We start from the raw sequence: 18619 nt of genomic DNA on the forward strand, positions 1-18619 counted from the left end.
GCGGTCTACGATAGGCCGGAAATATTTCTTTGCAGGCACGCGCACCGGCGCACTTGTAATCGTGCTGCGTTCAGCAATCTCTGAAGCAGCTCCGCTAAAAATTTGGATCTTACAGGAAAGGCGCGCCAGCCAAGCATGACGCACACCCTCGTTGAACAATTCATCCTGCTATGGGTCGTGATTGATCCGATCGGGACTATCCCGGTCTTCATCGCGGTCGTCGCAGGCGTGGCGGCGGCAGACCGATGGAAGATTGCGTTGAAGGCCACAATTGCGGCAACCGTTGTTTTGCTTCTGTTTCTGGTTGGCGGGCAGTTTCTGATTAATGCGCTGGGCATCAGCCTGCCGGCGTTTCAGATTGCAGGCGGTATCGTGCTGCTTCTCTTCGCGCTTACAATGATCTTTGGTGATTCAAAGCCTGAAAGCGAGGCGCAACAATGGTCAGCTGAAGAAGATGGGTACTCGTCTGTCGCGATCTTCCCGCTCGCCATGCCGTCGCTCGCCTCACCAGGGGCAATTCTCGCCGTTGTCGTACTGACCGATAATAACCGCTTCTCAATTCAGGAGCAGGCGATGACCGGCGGAATCATGTTAGCCGTCATGGCCTGCGCGTTCATTCTGATGCTGGCGGCTACGCCCATTCTTCGTATCATCAAGATCGCGGGTGCCGCACTGGTCAGCCGGATTATGGGCATGATCCTCGCGGCTGTTGCCGTGAACACGGTCATCCTCGCCGTGATCGAACTGATCCGGACAGTCGAAATTTAGATTGAAGTGAAGCCCTAGCGCGTCGGGACCGGCGCGTCACCGCGATAGTCGTAGAAGCCGCGGCCAGCCTTGCGGCCAACCCATCCAGCCTCGACATATTTCACCAGAAGCGGACAAGGCCGATACTTGGTGTCAGCGAGGCCGTCATGGAGCACCTGCATGATGGAAAGGCAGGTATCGAGACCGATAAAGTCTGCCAGCTGAAGCGGGCCCATCGGATGGTTCGCGCCGAGCTTCATGGCGGTGTCGATGCTGTCGACCGTGCCGACGCCTTCATAGAGCGCGTAGACTGCCTCATTGATCATCGGGACGAGGACGCGGTTCACGATGAAGGCCGGATAGTCCTCGGCATTCGTGGTTGTCTTCTCGAGACGCCTCGCAAAGGCGAGCGCCATTTCATAGGTGTCCTGATCGGTGGCGAGGCCGCGGATAACCTCCATCAGCTTCATCAGCGGAACCGGGTTCATGAAGTGAAGGCCGATGAATTTTTCAGGGCGGTCCGTGGTCGCTGCCAGACGGGTGATTGAAATGGACGAGGTGTTGGTCGCTAGATAGGCGTCGGCGGGGACCGCCTCGCATAGCGACTTGAAGATGCTTTCCTTGATCTCGCGCTTCTCAGTTGCGGCTTCGAGGGCGAGGTTCACATCGCCAAAACCCTCGAGTGAAGTGCTTGTATGAATGCGTGACATCGCCCCGGACATCTCCTCATGGGAGATCATGTCGCGAGATACCTGCCGGGTCATATTGGCTTCAATCGTCTGCATGCCAGCAGACAGAGCGTCTTCAGAAATGTCGTTTAGCTGAACCTCGTAACCGGCCAGCGCGCAGACATGGGCGATGCCGTTGCCCATCTGGCCAGCGCCTACGACACCAATGCGTGCGATCTCAGTCATTCCGCCCTCCAATTGGCGAAGATACGTAACTCACTGCTTCTAGAGTGATTGTGCAGCGCGTCAAATTTCAAGCCTTGTGCGCACATGGCTCAGGCAGTCGAAGGTGCGTCAGGGTCGGCTTCCGGGACGGGTATGAGCCGGTCGACAAGCAGGGCGGCCGGCCAGATCAGTCCCATTATCCAGCCGGAGAAGGCGTACATCGGCGTCCAGACCGCGCAAGCGCCGGTCAGCGCGACGATTAGGATCTGTACGCGAAATATCCAGATAGACTGACGGGTCATCGCGATTTCACTGCTGTTCAGCCCAAGCAGATCAGCTTTGCTGAGCGCATGAGCGTACATCTGGCTGATGATAAAATAGATGAGGCCGTAACCGAGCGCGAAATATCCCATGATGATACCAGCTTCGCGGAAATTGATCCCCGCAGCTTGCAGCCTGCTCCAGTCGCCCATGACGCCTTCGATATAGCCGTAAAGACTGTCGAAAATGAACCGGAGAGGATAGGCGGTGAAGAGTACGAGCAGGAGAAGGATGCAATTCAACAGGATGATGCGTCCATCCGCGACGCCGTAGCGGCGGAAGAAGATGTAATGCGCGTTCCATATCATGAAGAGAATGCCGAACGCCGCGGTCACTGGAATGATTGTCAGCAGGTTCGCGGTAAGCTGGTCGAATGTCTCCGGCCGCGCCGCCGAGGAGACGATCATGCCAAGCGCAAGCGCAAAAACGATATCTGACAAGTTTTCGATGCGCGTGACCGATCCACCTCGCCAGGTAAAGCGCGGATCGTGGTCCAGCTCCCGGTCTATTGTTTCACGCAGCATGGCCCTCTCCCTTGAATTTTTCGGAACCTAGCCAAGTGCGATTCCTTCTCCAATGAGAAACCCATTGGAGGACGTCCGATGAACACTTCATCTTCCTATATCCGTTTTGGCGCGATGATATTGACGTCCATGGTCGTCATGTTCGCGCTGATGTACTTCAACACTTACGCGTTTGAGCACGTTCGCTGGAGCGAAACGCGCTTCTACATGACCCTTGTTATGGGCGGCGCAATGGCGATCGTGATGCTCGGCTACATGCTGGGCATGTACAAGAACACCAAAGTGAACATCACCATTTTCGCAGCCGGCGCGCTGATGCTTCTGGGCGCGCTCTACCTTGTCCGGAGCCAGGCCACAGTCGGTGATCGTTCGTACATGAAAGCCATGATTCCGCACCATTCCATCGCTATTATGACAAGTGAACGGGCGAATATAGAGGATGTGCGTGTGCGTAAGCTCGCGGACGAGATCATCCGGGCACAGCGCAGGGAGATCAAGGAGATGAACTGGTTGATCTCCGACATCGCGACGAATGGGGTTGCGGCGACAGCAGAAGAGGCCGAGACCCGCCCACCCCCAGAGTTCGGGGAGAACTGAACCCTCAGTGATCAAAGGCAGAAAGTATCGGGCATGGGCCAGAAGGGCCTTCGGCGCAGGCGTTCGATAGTTTGACCAGACTAAGACGTGCCGCCTGCAACGCGCTGATTTCAGCATCTAGCGCGGCCACCCTCCCTAGCGCAATTTCCCGGGCGCGGCGCCTGTCCTGGCTGGCGTCTAGCTCGAGGAGTTCTTCGATCTGCGAAAGAGCAAATCCGGCACGCTGCGCAGACCGAATGAATCTAAGCGTCTTCAGATCGTCGGCATTGTAGCGTCTGAACGCCTTTGTATGGGCGGCTTGAGAGGTCGTATCAGGAACTTTCAGCAGGCCCCGGCGCTGGTAATAGCGAATAGTTTCTACGCCAACGCCACCTGCCTGGGCGAACTGGCCAATCGTCATATCATTCATCTCTTGACTCCGTACCATAGTACAGACCCGATATAGGGGCCATCGACTGCACTGAAAGGAAGCTGTGACACCGATGTCTGACGCTGTGAAAGAGCATGACAACGCAATGGGACCCGCGGCACGCAGTGGACCGAACAAGGCTGTGCTTTACCGCATGGTGATGGACAAGCATATCTGTCCGTTCGGCCTGAAGTCGCGCGACCTGTTGAAACGCGAAGGTTTCGAGATCGAAGACAACCACCTCACGAGTCGCGCAGAGACCGACGCGTTCAAACAGGAACATGACGTAAAAACGACGCCGCAGACCTGGATCAATGGCGAGCGGATCGGCGGCCATGACGATCTTCGTCGATATTTTGGAAAATCCACAGCTGCCGACAGGGAAGGCAAGACGAGCTACACGCCGGTCATCGCGATCTTTGCGACCTCCTTCCTGATGGCGTTGGCGGTGAGCTATTTCGCGTCGGGGACAGTCTTCACTGTTCGCGCTCTGGAGCTCTTCATTGCTATCGCGATGTGTGTCCTCGGGATCCAGAAACTTCAGGACCTCACCGCCTTCCAGAACCAGTTTCTTGGCTATGATCTCCTCGCCCAGCGCGATGTGAGATACGCTTTCGTCTATCCGTTCGCCGAAGCCTTTGCGGGCATTCTGATGATCGCGGGGGCTCTCATTTGGCTGGCCGCGCCTGTGGCCATCTTTATAGGTACCATTGGAGCGGTCTCTGTCTTCAAGGCGGTCTATATTGACAAGCGGGAACTGAAGTGCGCCTGCGTCGGGGGTAATTCGAACGTGCCACTTGGCTTTGTTTCGCTGACAGAGAATCTCATGATGATCGCCATGGGCCTCTGGATGCTGTTCTGACGCTGGGATAAGGTCAGGCAATGAGCAATGCGAAATCACTTGCGGAAATGATCCGCGCCGCCGACCGCGTCCTTGTTTTTACGGGCGCGGGTATCTCAACCGAAAGCGGTATTCCTGACTTCAGAAGCCCGGGCGGCGTCTGGTCGAAGATGAAGCCCATTTATTTCCAGGACTTTGTTTCGGACCGCGATGCCCGCCGAGAAGCCTGGAAACGGGTCTTCAACCGTACCGCAGGCTGGGTCGGCGCAACGCCGAATACCGGCCATCTTGCAATCGCTGAACTGGTCAAACAGGGCAAAGTGGGCGCGGTCGTCACGCAGAACGTCGACAACCTCCATCAGGATGCCGGGGTTCCCGATGACAAGGTCATCGAAGTTCACGGTAATGCGTCCTACGCTAAATGCCTCGAATGCGGCATGCGCCACGAATTCGAAGAACTTCGTGCGCCATGGGAGAATGACGAAGAGATTATCTGCGCGGCATGTGCGGGGCTGCTCAAGACAGCTACCATATCGTTTGGTCAGGCGATGCCTGAAGACAAGATGGCCCGGGCAACAGCAGAGGCAGAATCCTGTGATCTCTGCATTGTGCTTGGCTCATCCCTGGCGGTGTACCCGGCAGCAGGTATCCCGGTGCTCGCCGCACGCGCAGGCGCGCGGCTTGTCATTATCAATCGTGAGCCGACCGACCTCGACCCCTATGCGAGCCTCGTTCTGAACACAGAGATCGGCACGCTCATGGATGAAGTGATGTTGGAGCTTGAGACAGCATAGAAAAAGCCCCGGACGCAAAACGCCCGGGGCTCTTCAATTGTGGGGTTCCGTCTAAATCTAGACCGCTTCGGTCAGCTCCGGAACGGCGCTGAAGAGATCAGCAACCAAGCCGTAATCGGCAACCTGGAAGATTGGTGCCTCTTCATCCTTGTTGATCGCAACAATGATCTTCGAGTCCTTCATACCAGCAAGGTGCTGGATAGCGCCCGATATGCCGATCGCAATGTAGAGTTCCGGTGCGACGATCTTGCCGGTCTGGCCGACCTGATAGTCGTTTGGTGCATAGCCTGCATCCACGGCTGCGCGCGAAGCACCGATACCGGCACCAAGCTTGTCAGCAAGTGGGATCATCAGGCGGTCAAACTCTTCCTTCGAGCCGAGTGCGCGGCCACCAGACACGATGGTCTTGGCAGAGGTGAGCTCTGGGCGGTCCGACTGGACGATCTTCTCTTCGACGAAGGCCGCCTTGAATGGGCCAGCTGGTGCATCAATGGTCTCAACCGAAGCAGAGCCGCCTTCACCAGCGGCGTCGAATGCCGTACCGCGAACGGTGACGACCTTCTTCGCGTCGGCCGACTTGACGGTCATGATCGCATTACCGGCATAGATTGGGCGCTCGAACGTGTCGGTGCCTTCAATGCCGGTAATGTCTGAGATCTGCATGACATCAAGCTTTGCCGCGATGCGCGGGGTGACGTTCTTGCCCATCGTTGTAGCGGGCGAGAAGAGGGCGTCATAGCCGTCCATCAGCGGCACGATCAGTGCTTCCATGGCTTCGGCGAGCTGTTTTTCATAAGCATCGCCATCGGCGTGGAGAACCTTGCGCACACCGTCGATCTTTGCAGCCGCAGCGGCAACATCGCCTGCGCCCTTGCCGGCAACGAGGACGTCGATGTCCCCGCCAAAGGCCTTGGCAGCGGTCACGGTCTTGTGCGTCGCATCCGTCAGCGTTGCGTTGTCGTGATCAGCAATAACGAGAACAGCCATTAGATCGCTCCCTTAGCTTTGAGTTTGGTGACCAGTTCAGCCACGTCTTCGACCTTCTCACCGGCTTCGCGAACCGGCGGCTCGGTGACCTTGACGACGCTGAGGCGGGCGGCGGTATCAACACCATAGTCGCCCGGCGCCTTCTCATCGATCGGCTTTTTCTTTGCCTTCATAATGTTCGGCAGAGACGCATAGCGCGGCTCGTTCAAGCGAAGGTCGGTGGTGACGATTGCGGGGGTCTGGAGCGAAAGCGTTTGGAGACCGCCATCAATCTCGCGGGTGACGTTGATCTTGCCGTCTTCCAGAACGACTTCCGAGGCGAACGTGCCTTGGGGCCAACCAAGAAGCGCAGCCAGCATCTGGCCGGTCTGGTTGGAATCGTCATCGATCGCCTGCTTGCCGAGAATCACGAGTTCCGGGCCCTCTTCACCAATCACCTTCTCAAGGATCTTGGCAACGGCGAGTGGCTCGACGTTGTCGTCGGTCTTGATCAGAATGCCACGGTCAGCTCCCATTGCGAGTGCGGTCCGCAGGGTTTCCTGAGCCTGTTGCGGCCCAATGGAAACAACCACGATTTCCTCAACCGCGCCTTTTTCCTTCAGGCGTACGGCTTCTTCGACGGAAATTTCGTCGAATGGGTTCATGGACATTTTGACGTTGGCGAGGTCTACGCCGCTCTGGTCGGACTTGACGCGAACCTTCACGTTGTAGTCGATGACCCGCTTCACGGGTACGAGCACCTTCATAGGCTGGCTCCTGTTTCTATCCCTGTTAAACTGGTGATGACCTAGAGAAGTGCACTGCAACAATCAAGCGCTGCGACGGCTTCGAGGTCATTTCGCCGCTGCGGCGCCAGCATCCCGAATTTGATCGGCTGACGGTCCGCAGCTTCTTAAGCCGGGCAAGGACTATTCGGTCTCGCCTTCGACATCCTCAAACCACACCTCGATCGGACCCTTGAGCGTCAGAGTCAGCGGATTGCCCTTCCGATCCAGCGACTTGCCCGCGGCCACCTTAATCCAGCCTTCAGAAAGGCAGTATTCGACAACATTGGTCCGCTCCAAGCCCTTGAATCGAACGCCGACGCCGCGGCGGATCAGGGTCTCATCATAAAAGCGGCTTCGCGGGTTCAGGCTCAGCCTGTCTGGAGGAGTGTCTGTCATGGCGCTTCAATGCCTTTAATGCTGTTGCAACTCAACCCGGATTTGGCGGCTTCCGGTGCGGCAGGTTTCATCGGTAAAGTTTCAAAACTTACTTCTTACTTCGCGCCACACGGCAGTATCCCCTCACCTAGGCAGGGGGTAGATTAACATGACGGATGAGAGATGCGCAGGAATTGCGACTGACGACCATGACGCAATTTCGGTGTTGCGAGAGGTGGGCAGGCTCGCACATATGACTGATTGCGCGGTTGCCGCGTGCCTGCCAAGCCCCGTTACCGTGGCTCAGTATGCCGTGCTCAACACGCTTGCGGCCGGTGACGGGCTTTCGATCACCCAACTCGCTGAAATACACACGGTGTCTCAGCCCACGATGTCTTCGACCGTTGCAAAGCTGCGGGCGCGCGGACTTGTTGAAGCAAGATCAAAGCCGGGGGACCGCAGATCGAGGTTCGTACTTCTCACGAAGGAGGGAGCGGACATCAAAGCGAGTTGCGATACCGCTGCCGAACCTTTGCTGAACGGCATGGCGGCGCGGATTTCCAGCCAGGACTGGATCTCGCTTCAAAAAATTGTGGCCGGGCTGAACGGACATCTTGCCGAGGCACTGAACGCGTCAGGCAGCTGAAAGCTAACGGTTAGCGCCTGGTTTCCATTTGATATCCGCATTCCCTTTATCGTTGGCGAAGCGGGAGGCCACGAAGAACCAGTCCGAAAGTCGGTTGATGAAGCTCAGCGCATGTTCGCTGACTTTTTCATCTACGACACCAGCTAGCGATGCGACGTCGCGTTCGGCGCGCCTGCAGATCGTTCTGCAAACATGTAGCTGCGCGGCAAGGGCCGTGCCTCCTGGCAGCACGAAGCTATCCAGGGGGGAAAGCTCGGCGTTCATCTCGTCAATTTCGGCTTCGAGGCGTCTGGTTTGTTCCGCCACGATGCGCAGCGGCTCAAAGCCAAGCGGCTTGTCGCGCTCAGGCGTGGCGAGGTCAGCGCCTAGGTCGAACAAATCGTTCTGGATGCGCTGAAGCTGCGTCTTCATCTCTCCTTCGGCGCTCAGAACGGCGACCCCAAGCGCGGCGTTAACCTCGTCCACACTGCCATAGGCGGTAACGCGTGGGTTCCACTTGTCGACAGGCTCCCCGGTCGCCAGGCGTGTCTTTCCCTTGTCGCCGGATCGCGTGTAGATTTTGTCGAGCTTTACCAAGGGGACTGCCTCCGCGGTTTCGGGTTTCGCTAGCTGAAAGCGCCGGCTGCAAAGGCGAGGGCGCAGAGAAGCGCGATTGCAATTGCCTGTACCAGAACGCGTAGCCGCATGAGCTTGTTGGACCGGCTTGCCTGTGCATCATCGGTGCGGGTGAGGTTCACCACACCAACGACAAGAACGATAACCAGCACGGCTATGGCTATGTAAAAGCCGATTGTGAGTAAGTTGACCATTTCAGTGTCCTTCCGGCCGATGATGTAGGGCAACGAGCGGGCAAAGTCATCGTTGGCGTTCTGCGTTCACTCGACGCAGCTGCCCGCGATAATCACTCAGCTTGCCAAAAGTTCATCCACCTTGCTTATATCGACCACGCCAACGCGAGGGCGCTGGTGCGACAAGAGCGCCGGATGGTTAACCCGGGCCTCGTGCCAGGCGCTTTACTTTGCCTTGTTTTTCAATGATTTGCCCCTTCCAAATACGCGGCAGGCTCCCCATTTATGCACCAGCGCGATAAAGCAAATGCGCTTAAGGGGGAGAGACGCTGCCGATGATCGGGGCTACAAGCTTTCTCCAGGGCCGATACGGAACTGATGCCAGCCAAATGGGTCAGTACCTGTAGATACGGAGACAAAAGCCGATGGCTATAAAAACATCGATTGCGCTTAGCCCAGAACAGGGCCTGAGCCGCTACCTCAGTGAAATCCGCAAATTCCCCATGCTGGAAAAGCAGGAAGAATTCATGCTCGCCAAAAGCTGGCAGCAGCATGAGGACACCGAGGCTGCTGAGAAAATGGTGACGTCGCACCTTCGCCTGGTGGCGAAAATCGCCATGGGCTATCGCGGCTACGGCCTGCCGATGGCCGAGGTGATCTCTGAAGGCAATGTTGGTCTAATGCAGGCCGTCAAGAAATTCGATCCTGACAAGGGTTTCCGCCTCGCTACCTATGCGATGTGGTGGATCCGCGCGGCGATTCAGGAATACATCCTGCGTAGCTGGAGCCTGGTGAAGCTCGGCACCACGGCGGCGCAGAAGAAGCTGTTCTTTAATCTCCGCCGAATCAAGGGCGAGATCAATGCGCTGGACGCTGGGGATCTTAACCCCGAGCAAGTGACCGAGATTGCGACCCGTCTGAATGTGTCCGAAAAGGATGTGCTCAGCATGAATGGCCGGATGAGCGGCTCTGACGCCTCGCTGAATGCGCCCATGGGTCAGGAAGGCGACATGGAGTGGCAGGACTGGCTCACTGATGATGAGCCGACGCAGGCTGACACCTATGCCAACCGCCAGGAATTCGACAGCCGTATGACGCTTCTTCAGGAAGCTATGGCGGACCTGTCAGAACGCGAGCAGCATATTCTCCAGGAGCGCCGCCTGACGGATGATCCAAAGACACTGGAGCAGCTTTCCGAAGTGTACAACGTCTCTCGCGAGCGGATCCGGCAGATCGAAGTGCGCGCGTTTGAGAAGATCCAGAAGGCGATGAAGAGGATGGCAAAAGAGCAGGGGCTCCCTGTCGGCGCCTGAGGCGACCTGCCATAATGATCAGGAGAGCCCGACCAGTTCAGACTGGCCGGGCTTTTTTGTTTGTGGGATGAGGCGGGCATGAGAACTGTACCAATCAGTGACGCCGATGACCCGCGTGTCGCCCCCTATGTTTCGATCAGGGAAAGAGACCTTGCCGGGCGAAGCGATGGACGCTTTATCGTAGAGGGCAAAGTGACCCTCAGCATTTTGCTGGAGCGTTCGCGCTTCGAAATTGAGAGTGTGTTCATCGGGCGATCTCGGCTGGAGCCACTGTCCGAAATACTGGCGCAAGTGCCTCCAGAAGTTCCTGTCTACGTCGCGCCACAGGCCGTCATGGATCAGGTTGCGGGGTTTCCAATCCATCGAGGCGTCCTCGCATGCGCCCGGAAAGGTCAGCCGTTTGGCGTTGAGAAGCTCCTCGATGCGGAGACGCTGCTCGTGCTCAACGGTATCTCGAACCACGACAATGTCGGCGCGGCTTTTCGCAATGCGGCCGCGTTTGGCGCCGGCGGTGTTCTGCTGGATGAGCAAAGCTGCGACCCGCTGTATCGTAAGTCTATCCGCGTTTCCGCAGGCGCGGCGCTCTGGCTACCTTTCGTGCAAGCCGGGCAGGGGGAGGATCATATTACGGGGTTGCAGAGTGCAGGCTTCGACATCTGGGCGATGACTCCGCGGACTACGGCAGCAGAACTTCATCAGCTGAAGCCGTCAGCGAAGACCGCTATCTTGCTGGGGCCCGAAGGTCCGGGACTGGAGGACGCGCTCATCGACCGCTGCCGACCGGTCAGGATTGCAATGGCAGGTGGTTTCGACAGCATCAATGTCGCGACGGCCGGCGCAATCGCGCTCGCTTATTGCCATGCAACTTCAATGGCTGGGGACGACTAGGCGCGTTTCGTATCAACAGCCCTTATGGTAACACGCCGGAACTGGCTGACCGGACAGCTCGTTGCTGATATCGAACGGAGCATCCGATGTCGAAACTTGTACTGGTCATTTCGTTTTTCTCGAACCTCGCTGCCATCAGCGAAGCGGGACCACCCGCGTCTTTCGATGAGCCGAAGTCGGTTGAACGGGAAATGGCGGGCGACAAACTGCCATCAGAGTTTGAGCGCGGCGATTATCTACCGATCCAGTATCGCGGCAACTTGCTGAACCACTGGAAAACAGAGGGACTGCGTGAACCGGACGCTGGCTTTGAATGGGTGCGCGCAGACCAGTATGCGTTTTTGATAAACCCGACGAGCGGGTTTATCCGCGATATCGTCGAACTTGAAGACTAGACCCGTTCAAATGGGTCACGCATCAGGATAACATCCTCGCGTTCTGGAGACGTCGAGACCAGCGCACAAGGCTTTCCAACAAGCTCTTCCAGACGGCGAACATATTTCACCGCCTCTGCGGGCAGATCGCTCCAGCTACGTGCACCTTTGGTCGTCTCTTTCCAGCCCGGCATGCTCTCATAGACTGGCTCAACCGCCGCCTGATCTGTCAGCCCCGCCGGGTAGTAATCGATCGTTTCGCCGTTCAGCTTGTAGGCGACGCAGACCTTGATCTCTTCGAACCCGTCCAGAACGTCGAGCTTCGTCAGCGCAAGTCCATTGACCCCGGATGTTGCGCAAGCCTGACGGACCATGACGCTGTCAAACCAGCCACAGCGGCGGGTCCGACCGGTATTCACGCCCACCTCTCGGCCGACCGTACCAAGACGCTCACCGATTTCATTGTCTTGCTCAGTCGGGAACGGTCCCGCACCGACGCGGGTCGTATAGGCTTTTGCCAGTCCGAGCACGTAGGATATTGCGCCCGGGCCAACCCCGGCGCCTGCCGACGCGTTGCCTGCCACCACATTAGACGATGTGACGAACGGATAGGTGCCGTGATCGACGTCCAGCATGACCCCTTGCGCGCCTTCAAACAGAATACGCTTGTCTGCGCGAACCTGCTCATCCAGCGTCTTCCAGACTGGCTGGGCGTAGGCGAGCACTTCAGGTGCAATCTTCAGAAGTTCCTGTTTCAACGCTTCGCCATCGGGTTCCGGCAGGCCGACGCCGGCACGAAGGGGCCGGTGGTGGGCTAGCAGGCGTTCAATCTTGAGATCAAGCGCGGCAGGATCTGCGAGGTCGGCCACACGGATGGCGCGGCGACCGACGCGGTCTTCATAGGCCGGGCCGATGCCCCGCTTGGTGGTGCCGATCTGGGCGGCGCCAAGGGCGCCTTCACGAGCGGCGTCGATATCCTTGTGCCAAGGCAGGATGAGGGACGCGTTATCTGCAAGCACAAGCGTTTCTGGCGTGACTTCGACGCCCTGTTCGCGAATCCCAGAAATTTCAGTCAGCATGTGCCATGGGTCGACGACAACACCGTTGCCGATCACAGACAGCTTGCCGCCGCGAACAAGGCCCGAAGGCAGAAGGGCAAGCTTGAACGTTTTTCCGTCAATGACGAGGGTATGGCCTGCATTGTGCCCGCCCTGGAAGCGAACAACCGTGTCGGCGCGGCTTGAGAGCCAGTCGACGATCTTACCTTTGCCTTCGTCGCCCCACTGGGCGCCGACAACCACCACACCTGCCATGTGAAGCTCCTGATCTGTGCGCTCGCCACTGAAAGGTTTTAGGGGCGGATTTCAAGAGCGCAGGTGCCGAACCTGCGAAAGGTCCGGCACAATAGTGCGTCAGCTAAGCTCGTAATCCTCAACCTTCACCGCTTCGACTTCCTTAGCATACTTGCGGGTGTGCGATGACCAGTTCTGAGTGATGAGGCCGTCATCGGTCTTGTACCAGGAATTACAGGCCGGGTCCGCCCAGACTGTCTTTCGCAGATCCGCCTGAATGCGCGCATTCCAGTCATCCTGCGCAACTTTCTTCGGCATCATGGCCTTGGCCGAATTCGCGTCCATCGTTTCAATGGCCTTCATCATATACTCGACCTGCCGCTCCAGCATGAAGGTAATCGAGTTATGTCCTAGATTGGTGTTCGGTCCATAGAGCACGAAGAGATTTGGAAAGCCGTTTACTGTGATGCCCGCATAGGCGGATGGGTGATCGGCCCAGACGTCATTGAGGTGCTGACCATCGACGCCCCGCACGTCGACAGACCATTTCCATTCGGTCGTCTCGAAGCCGGTGGCGAAGATGAGAATATCAAACTCGCGATAATCGCCGTCGGGTGTAGTGACGCCCCGGGCATCGATTTTCGATGGTGCCAGTGGCACCAGCTCGACATTCTCCCGCTGCAGGGCGGGGAAATAGTCGTCCGATATCAGGATGCGGCGACACCCTACCGGATAGTCAGGCGTCAGCTTCTTGCGAAGCTCCGGGTCCTTGACCTGCTCATGCAGGTGGTTCGTCGCGATCGCTGTGTAGGCCGCGCGACCGGCTTCAGTCCATTCGAAAACCTGCCAGAAGAAGTGATCGGCATTGTCATAGATGAGCTGGCGACCACGCGCGCCGATATCCATGGCCGCTTCGGGCTGAGTGAACATCAGCGCCTGTTCCTGCGGGCTAACCGGCACGTCGCGGCGAGGCGTCACCCAGTTGGGGGTGCGCTGGTAGACGGCAAGATGGCTGGCAGTCTTTGCGATTTCGGGAATGATCTGCACCGCGCTCGCGGCAGACCCGATGACAGCGACGCGTTTGCCTTCCCACGCTACTGAATGGTCCCAGCGGGCTGAATGCATCTTCGCGCCCTTGAATTCATCCAACCCTTCAATCGTTGGCCAGTTCGGGCGGTTGAGCTGTCCGAGGGCGCCGACAAGGATGTCGCCCGTGAAAGTCTTCCCGCTCTTGGTTTTGACGGTCCAGGTCTTGTCGCTCTCATCCCAGTCGGCACTGACTGCTTCATCGCCGAGATGCATATGAGGGGTAAGTTGGTAGCGCTCTGCGATTTCCTCTGCATAGGCCTGGATCTCAGGTCCCTGAGGGAAGGTTCGAGTCCAGTTGATGCTCTGCGCAAAGGAAAGCTGATAAAGGGCGACTGGCACGTCGCAGGCGCAGCCCGGATAGGAATTTTCGTACCAGGTGCCCCCAACCTTGGGATTGCGGTCAATCAGATCGAATGTGTGTCCGGCTTCCTGCAGTTTGATGGCCGCAGTAAGCCCGCCAAGACCGGCCCCGATGACGATAGCATGCTTCTCTGTCATGCAGATTCTCCCTGAAACCAAGTTTCTTGGGAGGAAGAGTTCGCGTTTCGGTGGCGTGATGCAAGGCTGACGAAGGGTAAGCTCCGCCAGCCTTCTTCGGGCTTATTGTCCGAAACGGAAGTAGGCGCGAACGCCGATGTTATCGACGCCCTGATTGCGGCCATCGCCGAGAATCTGGCCATGGGAAAGGTGCTCGTAGAGAACCTGTACGCCAACCGTTTCGGTAAGGTCGCGGTTCAGTGCGAGGCCCGAGCGGAAAAGGTCGTCAGAACCGAAATAGATATTCTCGCGAGCGAAGGCGTCGCTGCGCGGATCACCTTGCGGGAACGGGCTCTCGTTTGCGCCATCGTGGATCACATATCCAAGGCTTGGCTCCAGTGACCAGCCTTCGGCAAAGTCCCAGTTCCACATCAGGCCAAAGCCACCGAAATTTGTGTCTCCCGCCGTGTTGAAAGACCCCATGATGTAAGGGCGTGGGCTGGCGAGAATGCTGAGGAAGTCCGGGCTGGCAAAGACCAGTTCGGCTTCGATGTTCGGGCCGTCTTCTTTGTCGGCATTCTTGCAGTCGAGGATGCAGACATTGTGCTGCATCACGCCTAGACGGGCCTCTTCGACAAACTGCGCGCTGGCAGGAGCAGCAAGAGCGGTCGTGGAAAGTGCGAGTGCAATCAGACGTTTCATGGGAAGCTCCCCTTAAAGAATATGCCCGCCCAGAGAGTACCAGGCAGGCATTAGGTCAAGTTTTTTTAGAAATCTGAGAGACGTTCGCGTGCGAACTATGCCTTTCCGGCAACCCAGCGTTTGGTGATTTCCGCGATCCGCTGACCGAAATCCTCAGACGTGCTGAGGTCGGCCTTGTCCGGCGTCTCGTCCGCGGGCAGGTCGGTCAGAGATTGCGTGCCGAGGCCGATCATATGGCCAGCGCGATTCCACGCAGCCCCGAAATCGCTCTTACTGGTATTGTAGCCGGGGAAAGCGCCATAGTTGGCCCAGATCATACCGTGCTGGCCGGCAAGGATCATCATTTCCTGAAGCGTGTTGAGCTTGTCACCTGCAAGTGAGCCGGAGTTGGTGAAGCCGGCCGCGATCTTGTCTCGCCAGCCACCATTCATCCAGGTCTTGGAAGAGGACTCGGCAAATTTGCGGAAAACTGAGGAGCTTGCGCCCATATATGTCGGCGACCCGAAGATTATGCCGTCAGCCGCTGCGAGCGTGTCCCACGGACCCTCTTCAGCGGTTTGCAGGTCGTCAGCCTTGAGCACATCCAGCGAGACCCCGGTGACGCCGCGCGCGCCCTTGGCAACGTGTTCTGCGACTTTCGCGGTGTGGCCGTAGCCGGAATGGTAGACGATGGAGAGTTTGGTCATGAGGGGCTCCGTAAATGTGGATTACCCGGACCAAGATAGTTTGCCTGCCCAGAGTAGAACCCTCAGGGCAGGCATAAATGTTATGATCGGCCGCTAGAAATTCAGCACTTTCGCGTACCGGACGTGTGGTAAGGCATCGAGTTTTTCGGTGAGCTCATGTGGCGGTTGGCCATCGATGCCGATCAGCGCAATTGCCTCACCGCCCGTGTCCTGACGGCCGAGGTGGAAAGTCGCAATATTGATCCCGGCTTCGCCCAGCATCGCGCCCAGCGCGCCGATAAAGCCCGGTTTGTCGATATTGTTCACGTAGAGCATGACCGGCGAGAAGGCGCCCTCAAGCGGCATACCCTTCACTTCGACAATACGCGGGCGGCCTGCCGAAACCGTGCCGGCAAGTGAGCGCCAGCCTGTCTCATCCGAATTGGCCGTGCGAGGCACTTTGACCTTGATGCGGATAAGGTTGTCATAGACCGGGCTTTCTTCGGTCTTCGTCTCCGACAGCTTCACGCCCGACTCCGCGAGGATTGACGGGGCTGAAACCATGTTCACGTCGCCGCGCGAAGCATGCAGCAGCCCTGAGAGTGCCGCTGCCGTAACCGGTTTGCGGTTCAGTTCGGCAACCTCACCCTCATACTCGATGACGACTTCTTCAAATCCGTGATCAGATACCTGACCGGCGAACGCGCCGAGCTTTTCAGCCAGTTCGATAAATGGCTTTAATCGCGGAGCTTCGTCAGCGGTAACCGACGGCATGTTAAGCGCGTTCGTTACGGCGCCGGAGAGGAGATAGTCGCTCATCTGTTCAGCGACCTGAAGCGCGACGTTCTCTTGGGCCTCGACTGTGGCCGCGCCGAGGTGAGGCGTCGCGATAAAGTTCGGCGCGCCGAACAGGACGTTCTCCTTTGCCGGTTCTTCCGCGAAAACGTCGAATGCTGCTGCTGCAAGGTGACCGCTGTCGAGCATCTCTCGCACCGCCGTCTCATCAACGAGGCCGCCGCGCGCACAGTTGACGAGGATTAGGCCTTTTTTAGCCTTGGCGAGTGCCTCTTTCGAAAGGATGTTGCGGGTCTGCTCAGTCAGCGGCGTATGGAGCGTTATCACGTCGGCGCGCGCGAGAAGCGCGTCGAGATCGACCTTCTCGACGCCAAGTTCAATGGCCCGTTCCTCGGTTAGGAAAGGATCATAAGCGACCACTTTCATTATCAGGCCCTTGGCGCGCTCTGCGACGCGGGCACCAATATTGCCGCAGCCGATCAGGCCGAGCGTCTTATATGAGAGCTCCGTGCCGACGAAGCTTTTCTTCGGCCATTTGCCGGCTTGCGTGCCCTGATCGGCGGCAGGGATCTGACGGGCAGCGGCGAACATCATGGCGATGGCGTGCTCGGCGGTGGTGACGGCGTTACCGAAAGGGGTGTTCATAACCACGACACCCTTCGCCGTCGCGGCTTTGATATCGATATTGTCGACACCGATACCGGCACGGCCGATAACCTTTAGGTTTGTCGCAGCGGCGATGACGTCTGCATCGGGTTTGCAGGCTGAACGCACGGCAAGGCCGTCATACTGATCGGCGATGGCGATCAACTCGTCTTTAGACAGGCCGACCTTGATGTCGGCTTCGATGCCGCGATTGGTGAAGATATCGACGGCTGCCTGGCTGAGATCGTCAGCGATAAGGACTTTAGGCATGGGTTTATTCCTATGAATGATATGCCCGCTCATCCCGGACTTGATCCGGGATCTCGTGCTTTGAAAGCGTTGCCTGCGGCCTGAGATCCCGGCTTTCGCCGGGAAGAGCGGTAGAATTTCGAAATCAGGCGTCCTGAAGTTCAGAAGCCACAGTCGCGAAGGCCCAGTCGAGCCATGGGAGCAGCTTCTCGACGTCAGACGGCTCTACGGTTGACCCAACCCAGATGCGCAGGCCCGGAGGGGCTTTCCCATAGGAATTGAAGTCGAAACCAGCGCCTTCTTTCTCAACAAGGGTCACCATCTTCTTCACGAAGGCTTCCTGGTCAGTGGTTTTTAGACTGGCGACCCGGGGATCGGTGATCTTGAATGTAACGCCGGTGTTCGAGCGCGTTGCCTTGTCGGCGCAAAGGAAGTCAATCCAGTCGGTTTTTGCGACCCAGTCCTCAAGGATGCCAAGGCTCTCATCGGAGCGCGCCTTGAGGCCCTTAAGGCCACCAGTTTCCTCCACCCAGTCAAGCGCGCGCAGATAATCTTCTACGCAGAGCATGGACGGCGTGTTGATCGTTGCACCTTCGAACAGAGCTTCGTTCAACTTGCCGCCGCTCGTCATGCGGAAAATTTTGGGCAGCGGACGGTCAGGGGTGTAGCTTTCGAGACGCTTTACCGCATTCGGGCTGAGAATGAGCATGCCGTGGGCGGCTTCTCCACCAAGCACTTTCTGCCAGCTGTATGTGATGACATCGAGCTTCTCGAACGGGATGTCCTGCGCAAACACGGCTGAGGTCGCGTCGCAGATCACGACGCGGTCGGGGTTTGGCTTGATCCAGCTATGGTCATCGACGCGCACTCCGGATGTCGTGCCATTCCAGGTGAAGACGATATCAGCATCATCGCGCGCCTTCTCGAATGGCGGCAGGACGCCATAATCGCCGACATAGACTTCGCAATTGTCGAGTTTCAGCTGCTTCTGGGCGTCGGTCACCCAATCCTTGCCGAAGCTTTCCCAGGCAAAGATGTCGACCGGTTTCGCGCCGAGCATGGACCACATGCACATCTCCACGGCGCCCGTATCAGACGCGGGCACGATGGCGACGCGATAGTCATCAGGAAGGTTCAGCACCTGCTTGGTGCGATCAATCGCTTCCTTGAGCTTCGCTTTCGCAGCCTTGGCGCGGTGCGAGCGTCCAAAGGCTGTCGTTTCAAGCTGAGCGAGAGAAAATCCGGGGCGCTTGGCCGTGGGACCCGAGGAAAAATGCGGGCACGCCGGACGGACCTCCGGCTTGGGGGGTAGTGTCATCTGTTTTACTCCTATCCTTACAGATAGGCTGGCCTTCGTTGGGGAAGGCTGGCCCGCCGCCCTTATGGCAGACTTGTGCGCCGCCGCATAGGGAAACAATTGTGACAATATCGAGAGCTGGAG

Annotated in this window: 22 protein-coding genes; 8 read left to right on the top strand and 14 right to left on the bottom strand. The window is 57.8% G+C overall.

Annotation, left to right across the window (positions count from 1 at the left end):
- The first annotated feature begins 135 nt into the window (after positions 1-135).
- Complete coding sequence (locus D1224_RS08465; protein ID WP_119379450.1) at positions 136-768, top strand: MarC family protein; 633 nt, start codon at positions 136-138, stop codon at positions 766-768.
- Positions 769-782: 14 nt separating this feature from the next.
- Here the strand turns inward: D1224_RS08465 and D1224_RS08470 are convergent, their stop codons facing one another.
- Entirely contained in the window at positions 783-1661 is an 879-nt protein-coding gene (locus D1224_RS08470; RefSeq protein WP_119379451.1) for a 3-hydroxybutyryl-CoA dehydrogenase, read from the bottom strand.
- An 89-nt stretch (positions 1662-1750) separates the two neighbouring features.
- On the bottom strand, positions 1751-2485 hold the full coding sequence (locus D1224_RS08475) for a TMEM175 family protein (RefSeq protein ID WP_119379452.1): 735 nt from the start codon (positions 2483-2485) through the stop codon (positions 1751-1753).
- Positions 2486-2563: 78 nt separating this feature from the next.
- Here D1224_RS08475 and D1224_RS08480 point away from each other — a divergent pair, with 78 nt between their 5' ends.
- Positions 2564-3082 (top strand): DUF305 domain-containing protein, encoded by a 519-nt coding sequence (locus D1224_RS08480; protein WP_119379453.1) that lies wholly within the window; start codon positions 2564-2566, stop codon positions 3080-3082.
- A gap of 4 nt (positions 3083-3086) precedes the next feature.
- Here the strand turns inward: D1224_RS08480 and D1224_RS08485 are convergent, their stop codons facing one another.
- Positions 3087-3491: a MerR family transcriptional regulator gene (locus D1224_RS08485; RefSeq protein WP_119379454.1), complete on the bottom strand. Its 405-nt coding sequence runs from the start codon at positions 3489-3491 to the stop codon at positions 3087-3089.
- 106 nt (positions 3492-3597) lie between these two features.
- On the opposite strand from D1224_RS08485, the gene D1224_RS08490 reads away from it, so the two are divergent.
- The gene (locus tag D1224_RS08490) at positions 3598-4353 is read left to right on the top strand and encodes a MauE/DoxX family redox-associated membrane protein (protein WP_119379944.1); all 756 of its coding nucleotides are present in this window, start codon (positions 3598-3600) and stop codon (positions 4351-4353) included.
- 20 nt (positions 4354-4373) lie between these two features.
- Positions 4374-5126 (top strand): SIR2 family NAD-dependent protein deacylase, encoded by a 753-nt coding sequence (locus D1224_RS08495; RefSeq protein WP_233350461.1) that lies wholly within the window; start codon positions 4374-4376, stop codon positions 5124-5126.
- 57 nt (positions 5127-5183) lie between these two features.
- Here D1224_RS08495 and D1224_RS08500 read toward each other — a convergent pair whose 3' ends face one another.
- The 3 genes from D1224_RS08500 to D1224_RS08510 all read right to left on the bottom strand — a co-directional run bounded on the left by D1224_RS08500 (position 5184) and on the right by D1224_RS08510 (position 7276).
- A complete protein-coding gene (locus D1224_RS08500; protein WP_119379455.1) occupies positions 5184-6113 on the bottom strand; it encodes an electron transfer flavoprotein subunit alpha/FixB family protein in 930 nt (309 codons plus the stop codon).
- Entirely contained in the window at positions 6113-6859 is a 747-nt protein-coding gene (locus D1224_RS08505; protein ID WP_119379456.1) for an electron transfer flavoprotein subunit beta/FixA family protein, read from the bottom strand. Before D1224_RS08505 ends, D1224_RS08500 begins: the two co-directional genes overlap by 1 nt.
- A 162-nt stretch (positions 6860-7021) precedes the next feature.
- Positions 7022-7276 carry a DUF3297 family protein gene (locus D1224_RS08510; RefSeq protein WP_119379457.1) on the bottom strand — a complete coding sequence of 85 codons (255 nt, stop codon included), beginning with the start codon at positions 7274-7276 and terminating at the stop codon, positions 7022-7024.
- A gap of 148 nt (positions 7277-7424) precedes the next feature.
- On the opposite strand from D1224_RS08510, the gene D1224_RS08515 reads away from it, so the two are divergent.
- Entirely contained in the window at positions 7425-7901 is a 477-nt protein-coding gene (locus D1224_RS08515) for a MarR family winged helix-turn-helix transcriptional regulator (RefSeq protein WP_119379458.1), read from the top strand.
- 3 nt (positions 7902-7904) lie between these two features.
- On the opposite strand, the gene D1224_RS08520 is transcribed toward D1224_RS08515, so the two are convergent.
- On the bottom strand, positions 7905-8477 hold the full coding sequence (locus D1224_RS08520; protein WP_119379459.1) for a cob(I)yrinic acid a,c-diamide adenosyltransferase: 573 nt from the start codon (positions 8475-8477) through the stop codon (positions 7905-7907).
- A gap of 29 nt (positions 8478-8506) precedes the next feature.
- Positions 8507-8710, bottom strand: coding sequence for a twin transmembrane helix small protein (locus tag D1224_RS08525; protein WP_119379460.1), 204 nt, complete (start codon positions 8708-8710; stop codon positions 8507-8509).
- 404 nt (positions 8711-9114) lie between these two features.
- Here D1224_RS08525 and rpoH point away from each other — a divergent pair, with 404 nt between their 5' ends.
- The 3 genes from rpoH to D1224_RS08540 all read left to right on the top strand — a co-directional run bounded on the left by rpoH (position 9115) and on the right by D1224_RS08540 (position 11285).
- Complete coding sequence (gene rpoH / locus D1224_RS08530; RefSeq protein ID WP_119379461.1) at positions 9115-10002, top strand: RNA polymerase sigma factor RpoH; 888 nt, start codon at positions 9115-9117, stop codon at positions 10000-10002.
- A gap of 78 nt (positions 10003-10080) precedes the next feature.
- The gene (locus D1224_RS08535) at positions 10081-10890 is read left to right on the top strand and encodes a TrmH family RNA methyltransferase (RefSeq protein ID WP_119379462.1); all 810 of its coding nucleotides are present in this window, start codon (positions 10081-10083) and stop codon (positions 10888-10890) included.
- 86 nt (positions 10891-10976) lie between these two features.
- Complete coding sequence (locus D1224_RS08540) at positions 10977-11285, top strand: RcnB family protein (RefSeq protein WP_119379463.1); 309 nt, start codon at positions 10977-10979, stop codon at positions 11283-11285.
- Here the strand turns inward: D1224_RS08540 and D1224_RS08545 are convergent.
- The 6 genes from D1224_RS08545 to D1224_RS08570 form a co-directional block, all read right to left on the bottom strand.
- Positions 11282-12577: an adenylosuccinate synthase gene (locus tag D1224_RS08545; RefSeq protein WP_119379464.1), complete on the bottom strand. Its 1296-nt coding sequence runs from the start codon at positions 12575-12577 to the stop codon at positions 11282-11284. The two genes, D1224_RS08540 and D1224_RS08545, sit on opposite strands and share 4 nt — an antisense overlap.
- A 99-nt stretch (positions 12578-12676) precedes the next feature.
- Positions 12677-14143, bottom strand: coding sequence for a flavin-containing monooxygenase (locus D1224_RS08550; protein WP_119379465.1), 1467 nt, complete (start codon positions 14141-14143; stop codon positions 12677-12679).
- 102 nt (positions 14144-14245) lie between these two features.
- The gene (locus tag D1224_RS08555; RefSeq protein ID WP_119379466.1) at positions 14246-14824 is read right to left on the bottom strand and encodes an acyloxyacyl hydrolase; all 579 of its coding nucleotides are present in this window, start codon (positions 14822-14824) and stop codon (positions 14246-14248) included.
- Positions 14825-14919: 95 nt separating this feature from the next.
- The gene (locus D1224_RS08560; protein WP_119379467.1) at positions 14920-15510 is read right to left on the bottom strand and encodes a flavodoxin family protein; all 591 of its coding nucleotides are present in this window, start codon (positions 15508-15510) and stop codon (positions 14920-14922) included.
- A gap of 93 nt (positions 15511-15603) precedes the next feature.
- Entirely contained in the window at positions 15604-17199 is a 1596-nt protein-coding gene (gene serA / locus D1224_RS08565) for a phosphoglycerate dehydrogenase (RefSeq protein WP_119379468.1), read from the bottom strand.
- A gap of 124 nt (positions 17200-17323) precedes the next feature.
- Positions 17324-18496, bottom strand: coding sequence for a phosphoserine transaminase (locus D1224_RS08570; RefSeq protein WP_119379469.1), 1173 nt, complete (start codon positions 18494-18496; stop codon positions 17324-17326).
- Between the last annotated feature and the right edge of the window lie 123 nt (positions 18497-18619).

It is taken from the genome of Henriciella barbarensis, assembly GCF_003576345.1.
GTDB lineage: Bacteria > Pseudomonadota > Alphaproteobacteria > Caulobacterales > Hyphomonadaceae > Henriciella > Henriciella barbarensis.

Bases quoted from the DNA above. Each gene is read 5' to 3' on its own strand.
- D1224_RS08465 (WP_119379450.1), top strand. From the start codon at position 136: ATGACGCACACCCTCGTTGAACAATTCATCCTGCTATGGGTCGTGATT.
- D1224_RS08470 (WP_119379451.1), bottom strand. From the start codon at position 1,661: ATGACTGAGATCGCACGCATTGGTGTCGTAGGCGCTGGCCAGATGGGC.
- D1224_RS08475 (WP_119379452.1), bottom strand. From the start codon at position 2,485: ATGCTGCGTGAAACAATAGACCGGGAGCTGGACCACGATCCGCGCTTT.
- D1224_RS08480 (WP_119379453.1), top strand. From the start codon at position 2,564: ATGAACACTTCATCTTCCTATATCCGTTTTGGCGCGATGATATTGACG.
- D1224_RS08485 (WP_119379454.1), bottom strand. From the start codon at position 3,491: ATGAATGATATGACGATTGGCCAGTTCGCCCAGGCAGGTGGCGTTGGC.
- D1224_RS08490 (WP_119379944.1), top strand. From the start codon at position 3,598: ATGGGACCCGCGGCACGCAGTGGACCGAACAAGGCTGTGCTTTACCGC.
- D1224_RS08495 (WP_233350461.1), top strand. From the start codon at position 4,374: ATGAGCAATGCGAAATCACTTGCGGAAATGATCCGCGCCGCCGACCGC.
- D1224_RS08500 (WP_119379455.1), bottom strand. From the start codon at position 6,113: ATGGCTGTTCTCGTTATTGCTGATCACGACAACGCAACGCTGACGGAT.
- D1224_RS08505 (WP_119379456.1), bottom strand. From the start codon at position 6,859: ATGAAGGTGCTCGTACCCGTGAAGCGGGTCATCGACTACAACGTGAAG.
- D1224_RS08510 (WP_119379457.1), bottom strand. From the start codon at position 7,276: ATGACAGACACTCCTCCAGACAGGCTGAGCCTGAACCCGCGAAGCCGC.
- D1224_RS08515 (WP_119379458.1), top strand. From the start codon at position 7,425: ATGACGGATGAGAGATGCGCAGGAATTGCGACTGACGACCATGACGCA.
- D1224_RS08525 (WP_119379460.1), bottom strand. From the start codon at position 8,710: ATGGTCAACTTACTCACAATCGGCTTTTACATAGCCATAGCCGTGCTG.
- rpoH (WP_119379461.1), top strand. From the start codon at position 9,115: ATGGCTATAAAAACATCGATTGCGCTTAGCCCAGAACAGGGCCTGAGC.
- D1224_RS08535 (WP_119379462.1), top strand. From the start codon at position 10,081: ATGAGAACTGTACCAATCAGTGACGCCGATGACCCGCGTGTCGCCCCC.
- D1224_RS08540 (WP_119379463.1), top strand. From the start codon at position 10,977: ATGTCGAAACTTGTACTGGTCATTTCGTTTTTCTCGAACCTCGCTGCC.
- D1224_RS08545 (WP_119379464.1), bottom strand. From the start codon at position 12,577: ATGGCAGGTGTGGTGGTTGTCGGCGCCCAGTGGGGCGACGAAGGCAAA.
- D1224_RS08550 (WP_119379465.1), bottom strand. From the start codon at position 14,143: ATGACAGAGAAGCATGCTATCGTCATCGGGGCCGGTCTTGGCGGGCTT.
- D1224_RS08555 (WP_119379466.1), bottom strand. From the start codon at position 14,824: ATGAAACGTCTGATTGCACTCGCACTTTCCACGACCGCTCTTGCTGCT.
- D1224_RS08560 (WP_119379467.1), bottom strand. From the start codon at position 15,510: ATGACCAAACTCTCCATCGTCTACCATTCCGGCTACGGCCACACCGCG.
- serA (WP_119379468.1), bottom strand. From the start codon at position 17,199: ATGCCTAAAGTCCTTATCGCTGACGATCTCAGCCAGGCAGCCGTCGAT.
- D1224_RS08570 (WP_119379469.1), bottom strand. From the start codon at position 18,496: ATGACACTACCCCCCAAGCCGGAGGTCCGTCCGGCGTGCCCGCATTTT.